This is a genomic window from Streptomyces sp. NBC_01515 (assembly GCF_045040345.1).
In the GTDB taxonomy this organism is placed as follows: domain Bacteria; phylum Actinomycetota; class Actinomycetes; order Streptomycetales; family Streptomycetaceae; genus Streptomyces.
Map to the genome: position 1 here is coordinate 3,405,337 of NZ_CP109416.1, position 13,906 is coordinate 3,419,242.

Annotated in this window: 10 protein-coding genes; 3 read left to right on the forward strand and 7 right to left on the reverse strand. The window is 69.8% G+C overall.

All coding sequences use genetic code 11. The features are described from left to right. Nucleotides 1-22: 22 nt before the first annotated feature. Together OG407_RS15070 and OG407_RS15075 are read right to left on the reverse strand one after the other, a co-directional pair. Complete coding sequence (locus OG407_RS15070; RefSeq protein ID WP_019062253.1) at nt 23-634, reverse strand: TetR/AcrR family transcriptional regulator; 612 nt, start codon at nt 632-634, stop codon at nt 23-25. A 39-nt stretch (nt 635-673) separates the two neighbouring features. After that, on the reverse strand, nt 674-1,462 hold the full coding sequence (locus tag OG407_RS15075) for an SDR family oxidoreductase (protein ID WP_405858400.1): 789 nt from the start codon (nt 1,460-1,462) through the stop codon (nt 674-676). Nucleotides 1,463-1,511: 49 nt separating this feature from the next. On the opposite strand from OG407_RS15075, the gene OG407_RS15080 reads away from it, so the two are divergent. Next, nucleotides 1,512-2,651 carry an acyl-CoA dehydrogenase family protein gene (locus OG407_RS15080; RefSeq protein ID WP_405858402.1) on the forward strand — a complete coding sequence of 380 codons (1,140 nt, stop codon included), beginning with the start codon at nt 1,512-1,514 and terminating at the stop codon, nt 2,649-2,651. Further along, the gene (locus OG407_RS15085) at nt 2,651-3,697 is read left to right on the forward strand and encodes an acyl-CoA dehydrogenase family protein (protein WP_405858404.1); all 1,047 of its coding nucleotides are present in this window, start codon (nt 2,651-2,653) and stop codon (nt 3,695-3,697) included. Before OG407_RS15080 ends, OG407_RS15085 begins: the two co-directional genes overlap by 1 nt. On the opposite strand, the gene OG407_RS15090 is transcribed toward OG407_RS15085, so the two are convergent. Genes OG407_RS15090 through OG407_RS15100 form a run of 3 tightly spaced genes read right to left on the reverse strand, consistent with a single transcriptional unit; the run spans nt 3,672 to nt 6,654 of the window. After that, the gene (locus tag OG407_RS15090; RefSeq protein WP_405858406.1) at nt 3,672-5,321 is read right to left on the reverse strand and encodes a cytochrome bc complex cytochrome b subunit; all 1,650 of its coding nucleotides are present in this window, start codon (nt 5,319-5,321) and stop codon (nt 3,672-3,674) included. The two genes, OG407_RS15085 and OG407_RS15090, sit on opposite strands and share 26 nt — an antisense overlap. Nucleotides 5,322-5,374: 53 nt before the next feature. After that, the gene (locus OG407_RS15095; RefSeq protein WP_405858408.1) at nt 5,375-5,938 is read right to left on the reverse strand and encodes a HutD family protein; all 564 of its coding nucleotides are present in this window, start codon (nt 5,936-5,938) and stop codon (nt 5,375-5,377) included. Then, nucleotides 5,935-6,654 carry a vWA domain-containing protein gene (locus OG407_RS15100; RefSeq protein WP_405858410.1) on the reverse strand — a complete coding sequence of 240 codons (720 nt, stop codon included), beginning with the start codon at nt 6,652-6,654 and terminating at the stop codon, nt 5,935-5,937. Before OG407_RS15100 ends, OG407_RS15095 begins: the two co-directional genes overlap by 4 nt. A 116-nt stretch (nt 6,655-6,770) precedes the next feature. Between OG407_RS15100 and OG407_RS15105 the strand changes: the two genes are divergently transcribed. Then, the gene (locus tag OG407_RS15105) at nt 6,771-7,607 is read left to right on the forward strand and encodes a chitosanase (RefSeq protein WP_405858412.1); all 837 of its coding nucleotides are present in this window, start codon (nt 6,771-6,773) and stop codon (nt 7,605-7,607) included. Nucleotides 7,608-7,721: 114 nt separating this feature from the next. On the opposite strand, the gene OG407_RS15110 is transcribed toward OG407_RS15105, so the two are convergent. Continuing rightward, a complete protein-coding gene (locus tag OG407_RS15110; protein ID WP_405858414.1) occupies nt 7,722-9,185 on the reverse strand; it encodes a glutamate synthase subunit beta in 1,464 nt (487 codons plus the stop codon). Further along, nucleotides 9,178-13,773 carry a glutamate synthase large subunit gene (gltB, locus tag OG407_RS15115; protein WP_405858416.1) on the reverse strand — a complete coding sequence of 1,532 codons (4,596 nt, stop codon included), beginning with the start codon at nt 13,771-13,773 and terminating at the stop codon, nt 9,178-9,180. The genes OG407_RS15110 and gltB overlap by 8 nt, the downstream gene beginning before the upstream one ends. Nucleotides 13,774-13,906 lie beyond the last annotated feature (133 nt).

The window sequence follows — 13,906 nt, forward strand, 5'->3', positions numbered from 1 at the left end:
ACTCCCCATCCAGACCTGTGAGTTATGTGCGTACGGCGATCCCGTCCAGCACCATCGACAGGTACTGCCGGGCGATCTCCTCCGCGCTGTGCTGTCCGCCCGGCCGGTACCAGGACGCGGCGACCCACACCGTGTCCCGGACGAACCGGTAGGTGAGCCGGACGTCGAGGTCGGCCCGGAAGACCTGGGCGGCGACCCCGCGCTCCAGCGTGGACAGCCACGCCTTCTCGAACTTGCGCTGCGACTCGGCGAGGAACGCGAACCGCTCCTGCGCGACCAGGTGCTTGCTCTCCTTCTGGTAGATCGCGACGGCGGCGCGGTGCCGGTCGATCTCCCGGAACGACTCGGTGACCAGGGCCTCCAGCGTCTCCCGCGGGCTCAACTCGGCGTCCAGGACGGTGTCGTAGCCGCCCCAGAGTTCGTCGAGGAAGGTCCGCAGGATCTCCTCCAGCATCGATTCCTTGGAGTCGAAGTGGTAGTAGAGGCTGCCCGCGAGCATGCCCGCGTGGTCGGCGATCTTCCGTACGGTGGTGGCGTTGTACCCCTGCTCGGCGAAGACCTCGGCCGCCGTGTCGAGGAGTTCACGACGGCGGGCCGGAGCGGCGGTCACCGGGGGTTTCTTCTTGGTCGGCACGGCACCATTGTCGTGCCAGAGCCTTGGTCTCTCACGCCGCTACGCATGCTGACTGCTCACCGAGACGACCTCGCCGGTCATGTACGAGGAGTAGTCCGAGGCCAGGAACACGATCACGTTGGCCACCTCCCAGGGCTCCGCGTACCGCCCGAAGGCCTCACGCGCGGTGAGTTCGGCCAGCAGCTCGGGTGTCGTCACCTTCACCAGGTGCGGGTGCATGGCGAGGCTCGGCGAGACCGCGTTGATCCGCACCCCGTACCCGGCGGCCTCGATCGCCGCGCACCGGGTCAGCGCCATCACGCCCGCCTTGGCCGCCGCGTAGTGCGCCTGCCCGGCCTGGGCGCGCCAGCCGACGACGGAGGCGTTGTTGACGATCACCCCGCCGCCGCTTTCGCGCATCGCGCGCAGGGCCGCCCGGGTGCACCGGAACGTGCCGTTCAACGTCACGTCCAGCACCCTCGACCACTGCTCGTCGGTCATGTCGACGAGGTCCGAAGTCCCGCCCAGGCCGGCGTTGTTGACGACGACGTCCAGCCGCCCGTGCGCGGCGACGGCCGCGTCGAACAGGGCTTGCACCTGGGCCTCGTCGGTCACATCGCACGGCAGCGCGGCGACCGACTCCGACCCGAACTCACCGGCCAGCTCGGCCTCGTACTCCTTCAGCCGCCGCGTGTGCGCGTCGCTGATCAGCACCCGCGCACCCTCCTCAAGGAAGCGGCGCGCGGTGGCCCCGCCGATGCCCGCGCCGGCGGCGGCGGTCACGACGGCGGTGCGCCCCTTCAGCAGCCCGTGCCCGGGGACGTATGCCGGACTCTCGACGCCTGTCATACGGCCACGCTAACCTACCAAACACTTGTTAGGGAAGGATGGGCGGTCAATGGACCTGGACTTCACGCCCGGCCAGGAGGCGTTCCGCGCCGAGGCCCGCGCCTGGCTGCGCGCACACGTGCCGACCGTCCCGCTCCCCTCCCTGGAAACGGCCGACGGCTTCGCCGCGCACCGCGCCTGGGAGGCCCGACTCGCCGCGGACCGTTGGTCGGTGGTGTCCTGGCCCGAGGAGTACGGCGGCCGGGGCGTGGACATCGTGCGGTGGCTGGTCTTCGAGGAGGAGTACTACGCGGCGGGCGCGCCGGGCCGGGTCGGCCAGAACGGCATCAACCTGCTCGCCCCGACCCTCTTCGACCACGGCACACGGGAGCAACGCGCGCGCGTGCTGCCCTCGATGGCGACCGGCGAGGTGGTGTGGGCCCAGGCGTGGTCGGAGCCGGAGGCGGGATCCGACCTGGCCTCGCTCACCTCGCGCGCGGTGCGCACGGGCGGGGGCTGGCTGTTGAACGGCCAGAAGACCTGGTCGTCACGGGCGGCCTTCGCGGACCGCGCCTTCGGCCTGTTCCGCAGCGAGTTGGACACCCCGAAGCCCCAACAGGGCCTGACCTACCTGATGTTCGACCTGCGCGCACCCGGCGTCACGGTCCGCCCGATCGGCCGCCTGGACGGGAAACCGGCCTTCGCGGAACTCTTCCTGGACGAGGTGTTCGTCCCCGACGAGGACGTCATCGGCGAGCCGGGCCAGGGCTGGCGGGTCGCCATGTCGACGGCGGGCAACGAGCGAGGGCTCACCCTCCGCTCCCCCGGCCGTTTCCTCGCCTCCGCCGACCGCCTCCTCAACCTCTGGCGCGCGCAGGGCAGTTCGCAGACTATGCGCGACCAGGTGGCCGACGCGGTGATCGGCGCCCGCGCCTACCAGCTCTTCACCTACGCCAACGCCTCCCGTTTCCTCGACGGCGAGTCCATCGGCCCGGAGTCCAGCCTGAACAAGGTCTTCTGGTCCGAGTACGACATCGCGCTGCACGAGACGGCCCTCGAACTGCTCGGCGAGGAAGGCGAGTTGGCGGACACCGACTGGGCCGAGGGCTATGTCTTCTCCCTCGCGGGCCCCATCTACGCCGGTACGAACGAGATCCAGCGCGACATCATCGCCGAGCGCCTGCTCGGCCTGCCGAAGGGCCGCCGCTGATGCGCTTCCTCCTCGACCCCGAACAGCGGGCGTTCGCCGACTCGTTGAACGCGATGCTGACGGCGGCGGACACCCCGTCGGTCGTACGGTCCTGGAGTCGCGGCGAGCATGCGAGCGGGCGGGCGCTGTGGCGCCGTATCGCGGGGGCGGGGGTGTTCGCGCTGGCGGTGCCCGAGGCGTACGAGGGGCTGGGCCCCCTGCCCGTCGAACTCGCCGTGGCGTTCGTGGAGTTGGGGCGGCACGCGGTTCCGGGACCGTTGGTGGAGACGGTCGCGGCGGCGGCGTTGCTGACCGCCCTGGACGACTCGGCTCCGGCCAAGCGGCTGCTGCCCGCGCTGGCCTCCGGCGAGTCGACGGCAACGCTGGCGACGGGGCGGTACGCGCTGGACGCGGACATGGCGGACGTACGGCTGGCAGCCCGGGCGGCAAGGACGGCGCGGGATCCGATGGGACAGGCCGCCGAGTTGCGGCTCGGACCCCCGCCCGGGCACACAGTCTCGGCGGCCGAGCCCTACGCGTCCCTCGACCCCGCCCGCCGTCTCTTCTCCACCCCCACCGGCGGTGAACTCCTCGCCGTCGGCCCGCACGTGGCCGCCGCCGTCGCCCATGCCCTCACCTGGGCCCGGCTCGCCACCGCCGCCCAAGCTCTCGGTGTCGGGCTCGCGTTGCTCGACAGGACCGTGGCCTACGTCAAGCAGCGCAGCCAATTCGGGGTCCCCATCGGCTCGTTCCAGGCGGTCAAGCATCAACTGGCCGATGCGAAGGTCGCGTTGGAGTTCGCGCGCCCGCTGCTTTTCGGCGCCGCGCTCACCATGACGGAGTCGGACGTGGCCGCGGCCAAGGTCACGGCGTGCGAGGCGGCGTACAGGACCGCCCGTACGGCACTTCAGCTGCACGGCGCGATCGGCTACACCGCCGAGTACGACCTGTCGCTGTGGCTGACCAAGGCCCGTTCCCTGCGCGGGAGTTGGGGCAGCCCGGGCGAATGCCGGGCCGCCGTACTCGGTGTTCCCAGTGACGTCAGTGGTGATGGTCGCCGCTGGTGAGTTCCTTGTACTCCTCCGCCGTCGGCTTCGGGATGCGGGCCTCGGGGCCGAACATCGCCTTGGCGAGCCGGGCCCGTACCCGCTGACCGCCCTTGACCTGCCGCTCGACACCGTTCGCGTCGACGAGCGGGCCGATCGCGTACGGCGGTTCCTGCTCGTGCTGGGTGAGCGTGAACCGCTCGTCCGGGGTGAGGGGTTCGTGGACCTCGACGTACTCGCCGTGCGGCAGCATCTTGATGAGGCCGGACTCGCGGCCGTGCAACACCTTGTCCCGGTCCCGGCGTTGGAGCCCGAGGCAGACCCGCTTGGTGATCAGGAACGCGGCGACCGGCATGACGAAGAAGGAGACCCGCACGAACCAGGTGATCGCGTTGATGGAGAGATTCAGATGCGTGGCCACGACGTCGTTGCCGCCGCCGATCAGCAGCACCGCGTACAGGCTGAGCCAGGCGACCCCGAGCCCGGTGCGCACGGGCATGTTGCGCGGCCGGTCCAGGATGTGGTGTTCGCGTCTGTCGCCGGTGATCCAGGCCTCGATGAACGGGTAGGCGCCGATGGCGGCGAGGATCAGCGGGAAGAGCGTGAAGGGGATGAAGACGCCCAACTCCAGTGTGTGGCCCCAGGCGTTGAGCTCCCACCCGGGCATGACCCGGATCAGCCCCTCGGAGAAACCGAGGTACCAGTCGGGCTGGGCGCCGGTCGTCACCAGGTCCGGCCGGTACGGCCCGAACGCCCACACGGGGTTGATGCTGGCGATCCCGCCCATGATCGCGAGGACACCGAAGACGAGGAAGAAGAAGCCGCCCGCCTTGGCCATGTAGACCGGCAGGAACGGCATGCCGACCACGGACTTCTGGTTGTGTCCGGCCCCGGGATACATGGTGTGTTTGTGGTAGAAGACCAGGATCAGGTGCGCGACCACCAGGCCCAGCATGATCCCCGGCAGCAGCAGGACGTGGACCGGGAAGAGCCGCGAGATGATGTCGTGTCCCGGGAACTCCCCGCCGAAGAGGAACATCGACATGTACGTGCCGACGATCGGCACGGACAGGATCGCGCCGTCCGCGAAGCGGATGCCGGTGCCGGACAGCAGGTCGTCGGGGAGCGAGTAGCCGGTCAGCCCGGTGATGATGCCGAGGAACAACAGGGTCCAGCCGAACACCCAGTTGATCTCGCGCGGCTTGCGGAACGCGCCGGTGAAGAACACCCGCATCATGTGGATGAGCATGCCGGCGATGAAGACGACGGCCGCCCAGTGGTGGATCTGCCGGATCAGCAGCCCGCCGCGCACGTCGAAGCTGATGTCGAGCGTGGACGCGAAGGCCCGGGTCATCGGGATGCCGTTCAACGGCGCGTACGAACCGTGGTAGATGACCTCGACGCCGCTCGGCTCGAAGAACAGGGTGAGATAGACGCCGGTGAGGATCAGGATGATGAAGCTGTAGAGGCAGATCTCGCCCAGCATGAAGGACCAGTGGTCCGGGAAGACCTTGCGCATATTGGACTTGGCGATCGCGTACAGCCCGAGCCGCCCGTCGGCCCAGTCGGCGAGCTTCTCCCCTTTTCCGGCCGCGTCGGGCCGTCCGGCACCCACCGCTCCGTTCACCGATCGTGCGCCGTCCATACGTTGGCCGCCCTCCCCGTCGGATCACCCCACAGGGTGCCACGAGGTCCCGGCTAAGCCAACGGTGCGTCAGCGGGCAATGACAGCCCGATCACGGCGGTACGACCCCGGGCGTGCAGCACCGCCTCCTCATCGCCCAACCGCACGGCGTCGTACGGCCCGAGGGTCAGCCCGGCCACCTCGGCGGTCCCGTCGAGCGCCACCAGCAGAGCACCCGCGCACACGCGCAGCCGCCCGCGGACGACGGCCACCGTGGGGGCCGTAGAACCCGCGCCCCGGCGCCACATGACGTTGAGGTTGACGACCGGCCCGTCCAGCAACCGGCAGTCGGTCGGTACGTCGCCTCTGAAGTCCCGTGGTTCGTAACGGGTGTTGACGATCCACCGCTCTCCGCCGACGGTGAGATCCATGCCGGCGCCCTCGACGACGGTCAGGGTGCGGTCGACGTCGGGGAAGGCCGAGAACGGGCCGTCCGCCGCGACCTCGGCGAGGCTCACCCGCCATGCGAAGGCGTCCATGCCCGCGCCTTCGGGCCAGGCGGCGATCTCGCGCGTGACACCGCCACCGTTCTTCCAGGGCACGGCGGTTCGGGCCGAGGCGGGCAGGGCGCGGGTCACTGGACGAGCCCCCGCTCCCGTGCCGCCGCCAGCCACTGCGGGAACTCGCCCACCAGCCGGTCGTAGAGCTCCGCGTCGGACATCCTCAGCGGATCCGAACCGGCGTGGAAGAAGCCCGCGTTGTCGACCTCCCGCTTCTGCGGCACCGCCAACTCGTCGAGTTTGCGCAGGAATTCGAACTGCTTGCTCTTCGCGTCGCCGAACCCGACGAACTGCCAGAACAGCGGGAGCTTCGCCGCCTTGCACAAGTACCGTTCCGCGGCGAGCTTGTTGACGGGTCCGCCGTCGGTCTGGAAGACGACGAGGGCGGGGTCCTTGGCGCCGCTGTCGAGGTAGTGGTCGATGACGGCGTCCATGGCCAGGTGGTAGCTGGTCTTGCCCATGTGCCCGAGCCCGGCCACGATCCGTTCGATACGCCCCTGGTGGTCGGCGAGGGCGATGTCCGTGACGGCGTCGACGTCGGTCGAGAAGAATACGACCGGCACGGTCCCGTCGTCGTCGAGGTGCGCCGAGAGGCCCAACACCCGGTCGGCGAGCGCCTGCACGCTGCCGTCCTTGTAGTACGGCTTCATGGAGCCCGAGTAGTCGACCACGAGATACACGGCGGCCCGCTGCCCGTCCAGGCCGTGCCTGCGCAGCGAGACTCCGGCGCTCTTGTACAGGCTGACCAGCGCGGGCGCGGTCTCCTCGACCTTGCTGAGCGAGATCGCGGCCACGGGGGCTCCCTTCGGATCACGGCGAAAGGATCGAGGTTACGCCACGGAGGTCAGGCATTCGCAATGTCCCCCCAACCCTCGGAATAAGGGACGTAACCGCACTTACGCTGGGCCCCATGAAACGCGCCGGCGTCCTGATGCTCGCCGCCGTGCCCGTCGCCATAGCCGCGACGGCCTACGGCCTCTCACCCAACGCCCACACCGACCCGCGGCCCACGCACCCGTCCGCCGCGACCGAACGCAGAGCGCCCGAGGGCCTGGCCGCGCCGGCCATGAAGAACCTCGCCCAGGAGCTGGTGGCCAGCGCCGAGAACTCCACCCTCGACTGGCGCAGCGCGTACGCCTACATCCAGGACATCGGCGACGGACAGGGCTACACCGCGGGCATCATCGGCTTCTGCACCGGCACCCACGACCTGCTCGTCCTGGTCGAGCGCTACACCGCGGCCCACCCGGACAACGGCCTCGCCCGCTACCTCCCCGCCCTGCGCAAGGTCGACGGCACGGCCTCCCACGAGGGCCTGGACCCCGGCTTCCCGGCCGCCTGGCGCGCCGAGGCGAAGGTCCCGGCCTTCCAGGCGGCGCAGGACGCGGAGCGCGACCGCATCTACTTCGACCCGGCGGTCAGCACCGCCAAGCGCGACGGCCTGGGCCTCCTCGGCCAGTTCATCTACTACGACGCGATCGTCTTCCACGGCCCCGGCACGGACGGCTTCTACGGCATCCGGGAGCGCGCGATGCGGCAGGCGAAGACCCCGGCGGAGGGCGGCTCCGAGAAGGCGTACCTCAGCACCTTCCTCGACGTCCGCCGCGCCACCATGCGCGCCAAGCACCCCGGCATCGACACCACCCGCATCGACACGGCCCAGCGGAAGTTCCTGGAGGAGGGGAACCTGGAGCTGCGGACGCCGCTGGTGTGGAAGGTGTACGGGGAGACGTACAAGGTGCCGTAGAAGAGCGGGAGTCGGGCCCGGACATACGGCGACGCCCGCCGGGTCCGGTCGGGGACAAGGCAGGCGCCGTCTCGTGCTCCGCACGCCTTTGTGCGGACGTCTTTTGATGAACCGTCAGACCATCAACGCCCGGTCCGTCGGCCGGATCGGTGCCGGCAGTTCGCTGGCGCCGGTCAGGAAGCGGTCGACTCCGCGTGCGGCCGAGCGGCCCTCCGCGATCGCCCAGACGATGAGGGACTGGCCGCGGCCCGCGTCACCGGCGACGAAGACGCCGGGGACGTTGGTCTGGAAGTCGGCGTCGCGGGCGATGTTGCCGCGCTCGTCGAGGCTCAGGGCGAACTGGTCGACGAGGCCGTTCTCGCGGTCGGGGCCGGTGAACCCCATGGCCAGCGTGACCAGTTGGGCGGGGATCTTGCGCTCCGTGCCCGGCTTCTGGGTCAGCTTGCCCTCGACGAACTCGACCTCGACGAGGTGCAGCCACTGGACGTTGCCGTCCTCGTCGCCCTCGAAGTGGGTGGTGTTGACGGAGTAGACCCGCTCACCGCCCTCCTCGTGCGCGGAGGTCACCTTGTAGAGCATCGGGAAGGTCGGCCAGGGCTGCGCGACCGCGTTCCGCTCGTCGCCCGGTCGGGGCATGATCTCCAACTGGGTGACGGACGCGGCCCCTTGGCGGTGCGCCGTACCGACGCAGTCCGCGCCGGTGTCGCCGCCGCCGATGACGACGACGTGCTTGCCCTCGGCCGAGATCGGGGCGGTGACGTAGTCGCCCTCCTGGACCTTGTTCGACAGGGGCAGGTACTCCATCGCCTGGTAGACGCCGGTCAACTCCCGCCCGGGGACCGGGAGATCACGGGCGGTGGTGGAGCCGGCGGCGATGACGACCGCGTCGTAGCGCTTGCGGAGGTCGGTGGCCTTGAGGTCGCGGCCGATCTCGACGCCGGTGCGGAAGCGGGTGCCCTCCGCGCGCATCTGCTCGATACGCCGGTTGATGTGCCGCTTCTCCATTTTGAACTCGGGGATGCCGTAACGGAGAAGGCCCCCGACGCGGTCCGCGCGCTCGTAGACGGCGACGGTGTGGCCCGCCCGCGTGAGCTGCTGGGCGGCGGCGAGGCCCGCCGGGCCCGAGCCGATGACCGCGACGGTCTTGCCGGAGAGGCGCTCGGGGGCCTGCGGGGCGACGTCGCCCGTCTCCCACGCCTTGTCGATGATGGAGACCTCGACGTTCTTGATGGTGACCGGCGGCTGGTTGATGCCCAGCACGCAGGCCGCCTCGCACGGCGCGGGGCACAACCGCCCGGTGAACTCAGGGAAGTTGTTCGTCGCGTGCAGACGCTCCGACGCGGCCGTCCAGTCCTCGCGGTAGGCGTAGTCGTTCCACTCGGGGATCAGGTTCCCCAGCGGACAGCCGTTGTGGCAGAACGGGATGCCGCAGTCCATGCACCGGCCGGCCTGCTTGCCGATGATCGGCAGCAGCGAACCGGGGACGTAGACCTCGTTCCAGTCCTTGAGACGGACGTCCACGGGGCGGGACTTGGCGACCTCGCGCCCGTGGTTCAGAAAGCCCTTCGGGTCAGCCATTGATCGCCGCCTCCATCATCTTCTCGGTGATCTCGGTCTCGGAGAGACCCGCGAGCTCGGCGGCTTCCTTGGCGGCGAGCACTGCCTTGTACGCACTGGGGATGATCTTGCTGAAGCGCTCCACGGACACGGTCCACTCGGCGAGCAGCTTCTCGGCGACCGTGGAAGCGGTCTCCTCGGCGTGCCGGCGCACCACGTCGTGCAGCCACCGCTTGTCGTCCTCGTCCAACTCCCCTACGGCGCCCGCGTTCCCGACGTTGACGTTGTCGGGGTTCAGGTCGATGACGTAGGCGATGCCGCCGGACATGCCCGCCGCGAAGTTGCGGCCGGTCTCGCCCAGGACGACCGCCCGGCCGCCGGTCATGTACTCGCAGCCGTGGTCGCCCACGCCCTCGGAGACCACCGTGGCACCGGAGTTGCGGACACAGAACCGCTCGCCGGTACGGCCGCGCAGGAACAGCTCGCCGCCGGTCGCGCCGTAGGCGATGGTGTTGCCCGCGATGGTGGAGAACTCGGCGAGGTGGTCGGCGCCCCGGTCGGGGCGGACGATGACCCGGCCGCCCGAAAGGCCCTTGCCCACATAGTCGTTGGCGTCACCCTCAAGCCGCAGCGTGACACCGCGCGGGAGGAAGGCGCCGAAGGACTGGCCCGCCGAGCCGGTGAAGGTGATGTCGATGGTGTCGTCGGGCAGACCCGCGCCGCCGAACTTCTTCGTCACCTCGTGGCCGAGCATCGTGCCGACCGTGCGGTTGATGTTGCGGATCGCGACCTGCGCGCGGACCGGCTGGGCGTCGGTGGCGCTGGACGCGGCGAGGGCGTCGGCGGCGAGCTTGATCAGCTCGTTGTCGAGCGCCTTCTCCAGACCGTGGTCCTGCTTGATGACCTGGTGGAGGGCGGCGCCGTCCGGGAGTTCGGGGACGTAGAAGAGGGGGGCCAGGTCCAGGCCCTGCGCCTTCCAGTGGTCCACGGCTCGCTCGACGTCCAGCGTTCCCGCCTTGCCGACGGCTTCCTCGATGGTGCGGAAGCCCAGCTCGGCGAGGATCTCGCGGACCTCTTCGGCGATGAACCGGAAGAAGTTCACGATGTATTCGGCCTTGCCGGCGAACCGGTCGCGCAGCACCGGGTTCTGCGTGGCGATGCCGACCGGGCAGGTGTCGAGGTGACAGACGCGCATCATGACGCAGCCGGAGACGACGAGCGGCGCGGTCGCGAAACCGAACTCCTCGGCGCCGAGCAGCGCCGCGATGACGACGTCACGGCCGGTCTTCAGCTGACCGTCCGTCTGGACGACGATCCGGTCGCGAAGTCCGTTGAGCAGCAAGGTCTGTTGGGTCTCGGCGAGGCCCAACTCCCAAGGTCCACCGGCGTGCTTGAGAGACGTCAGCGGCGAGGCGCCCGTACCGCCGTCGTGGCCGGAGATGAGGACGACGTCCGCGTGCGCCTTGGAGACACCCGCGGCGACCGTGCCGACGCCGACCTCGGAGACCAGCTTCACGTGGATCCGCGCCTGCGGGTTCGCGTTCTTCAGGTCGTGGATCAGCTGGGCGAGGTCTTCGATGGAGTAGATGTCGTGGTGCGGCGGCGGCGAGATGAGGCCGACACCGGGGGTGCTGTGCCGGGTCTTGGCGACCCACGGGTAGACCTTGTGGCCGGGCAGCTGGCCGCCCTCGCCGGGCTTGGCGCCCTGGGCCATCTTGATCTGGATGTCGTCCGCGTTGACCAGGTACTCGGAGGTGACGCCGAAGCGGCCGGAGGCGACCTGCTTGATGGCGCTGCGCCGGGCCGGGTCGTAGAGCCGGTCCGCGTCCTCGCCGCCCTCACCGGTGTTGGACTTGCCGCCCAGCTGGTTCATGGCGATGGCGAGCGTCTCGTGCGCCTCCAGGGAGATGGAGCCGTAGGACATGGCGCCGGTGGAGAAGCGCTTGACGATGTCGGAGACGGACTCGACCTCGTCGATGGAGATCGACGGGCGGTCCGACTTGAAGCCGAACAGGCCGCGCAGCGTCATCAGCCGCTCGGACTGCTCGTTCACGCGGTCCGTGTACTTCTTGAAGATGTCGTAGCGGTTGGTGCGCGTCGAGTGCTGGAGGCGGAAGACCGTCTCCGGGTCGAACAGGTGCGGCTCGCCCTCGCGGCGCCACTGGTACTCGCCGCCTATGTCGAGGGCGCGGTGCGCGGGCGCGATGCCGCTGGCCGGGTACGCCTTCGCGTGCCGGGCGGCGACCTCCTTGGCGATGACGTCGATGCCGACGCCGCCGATCTTGGTGGCCGTACCGCTGAAGTAGCTGTTGACGAACTGCTCGTCCAGGCCGACCGCTTCGAAGACCTGGGCGCCCCGGTAGGAGGCGACGGTCGAGATGCCCATCTTGGACATGACCTTGAGGACGCCCTTGCCGAGCGCGTAGATCAGGTTGCGGATGGCCTGCTCGGCCTCGATGTCGGTGAGGAAGGTGCCCGCGCGGACGAGGTCCTCGACGGACTCCATCGCGAGGTACGGGTTCACGGCCGCGGCGCCGAAGCCGATGAGCAGGGCGACGTGGTGGACCTCGCGGACGTCACCGGCCTCCACCAGCAGGCCCACCTGGGTGCGCTGCTTGGTGCGGATGAGGTGGTGGTGGACGGCGGCGGTGAGCAGCAGCGAGGGGATCGGCGCGTGCTCGGCGTCGGAGTGCCGGTCCGAGAGGACGATCAGGCGGGCGCCGTTCTCGATGGCCGCGTCGGCCTCGGTGCAGATCTCGGCGAGCCGGGCGGCGAGGGAGTCGCCGCCGCCGGAGACCCGGTACAGGCCGGAGAGGGTCGCGGCCTTCATGCCGGGCATGTCGCCGTCGGCGTTGATGTGGATGAGCTTGGCCAGCTCGTCGTTGTCGATCACCGGGAAGGGCAGGGTGACGCTACGACAGGAAGCGGCCGTCGGCTCCAGCAGGTTGCTCGCCGGCCCGAGGGACGAGCGCAGGGAGGTCACGAGCTCTTCCCTGATCGCGTCCAGCGGCGGGTTGGTGACCTGCGCGAACAGCTGGGTGAAGTAGTCGAAGAGCAGACGCGGCCGGGCGGAGAGCGCGGCGATCGGCGAGTCGGTGCCCATCGAACCGATCGGCTCGGCACCGGCCTTGGCCATCGGCGCGAGGATGACGCGCAGCTCCTCCTCGGTGTAGCCGAAGGTCTGCTGGCGGCGGGTGACCGAGGCGTGGGTGTGCACGATGTGCTCACGCTCGGGCAGGTCGGACAGCTCGATCTCACCGGCTTCGAGCCAGTCGGCGTACGGCTTCTCGGCGGCGAGGCCGGCCTTGATCTCGTCGTCCTCGATGATGCGGTGCTCGGCGGTGTCCACGAGGAACATGCGGCCGGGCTGGAGGCGGCCCTTGCGGACGACCTTCGCGGGGTCGATGTCGAGGACGCCGACCTCGGAGCCGAGGACGACGAGGCCCTCGTCGGTGACCCAATAACGGCCGGGGCGCAGGCCGTTGCGGTCGAGGACCGCGCCGACCTGGGTGCCGTCGGTGAAGGTGACGCAGGCCGGGCCGTCCCAGGGCTCCATCATCGTGGCGTGGAACTGGTAGAAGGCACGGCGGGCCGGGTCCATGGAGTCGTGGTTCTCCCACGCCTCCGGGATCATCATCAGCACCGAGTGCGGCAGCGACCGCCCGCCGAGGTGAAGGAGTTCCAGCACCTCGTCGAAGGACGCGGAGTCGGAGGCCTCGGGCGTGCAGATGGGGAAGATCCGGTCGATCTTCTCCTGGTCTCCGAAGAGGTCGGAGGCGATCTGGGACTCGCGGGCCGCCATCCAGTTGCGGTTGCCCTTGACCGTGTTGATCTCGCCGTTGTGCGCGACGAAGCGGTACGGGTGGGCGAGCGGCCACGACGGGAAGGTGTTCGTGGAGAACCGGGAGTGCACGAGCGAGATCGCGGAGGCGAAGCGCCGGTCGGACAGGTCCGGGAAGAAGGGCTCCAGCTGACCGGTGGTGAGCATGCCCTTGTAGACGATGGTCCGCGCGGACAGCGACGGGAAGTAGACGCCGGCCTCACGCTCGGCGCGCTTGCGCAGCGCGAAGGCCTTGCGGTCGAGGTCGATGCCCTGGCTCTGCCCGTCGCTCACGAAGAGCTGACGGAACAGCGGCATGGTCGAACGGGCCGTGGCACCGAGGAGTTCGGGCGCGGTCGGAACCTCACGCCACCCGAGCACCGTGAGGCCTTCTTCTACGGCGATCGTCTCGACCTGCGAGACGATCGCGTCGGCGCCGTCCTCGGGCAGGAAGGCGATGCCGACCGCGTATCCACCGGCGGCGGGGAGGTCGAATCCGGCCACCTCGCGGAGGAAGGCGTCCGGCACCTGGGACAGGATGCCCGCGCCGTCGCCGGAGTCGGGCTCGGCACCCGTCGCACCGCGGTGCTCCAGGTTGCGCAGCACGGTGAGCGCCTGCTCGACCAGCGCGTGGCTCGCCTCGCCGGTGAGGGTGGCCACGAAGCCGACGCCACAGGCGTCGTGCTCGTTGCGGGGGTCGTACATACCCTGCGCGGCAGGGCGAGCATCCATGAAGGACCAGTTCTGGCCATTCGCGGTGTGCTGGGACGGCTGGCGCGGCGTACGCATCGGCTCTCCCGTCGTCGTCGTGGCATATGCATGGGCATAGGGACGACGTTGGCCCTCTGCGAGTTAGCGCAAATTTCGTGCAGGTTACATGATGGAGCGGTTCTCGGGAACCGGATACTCCGTTCCAACATGC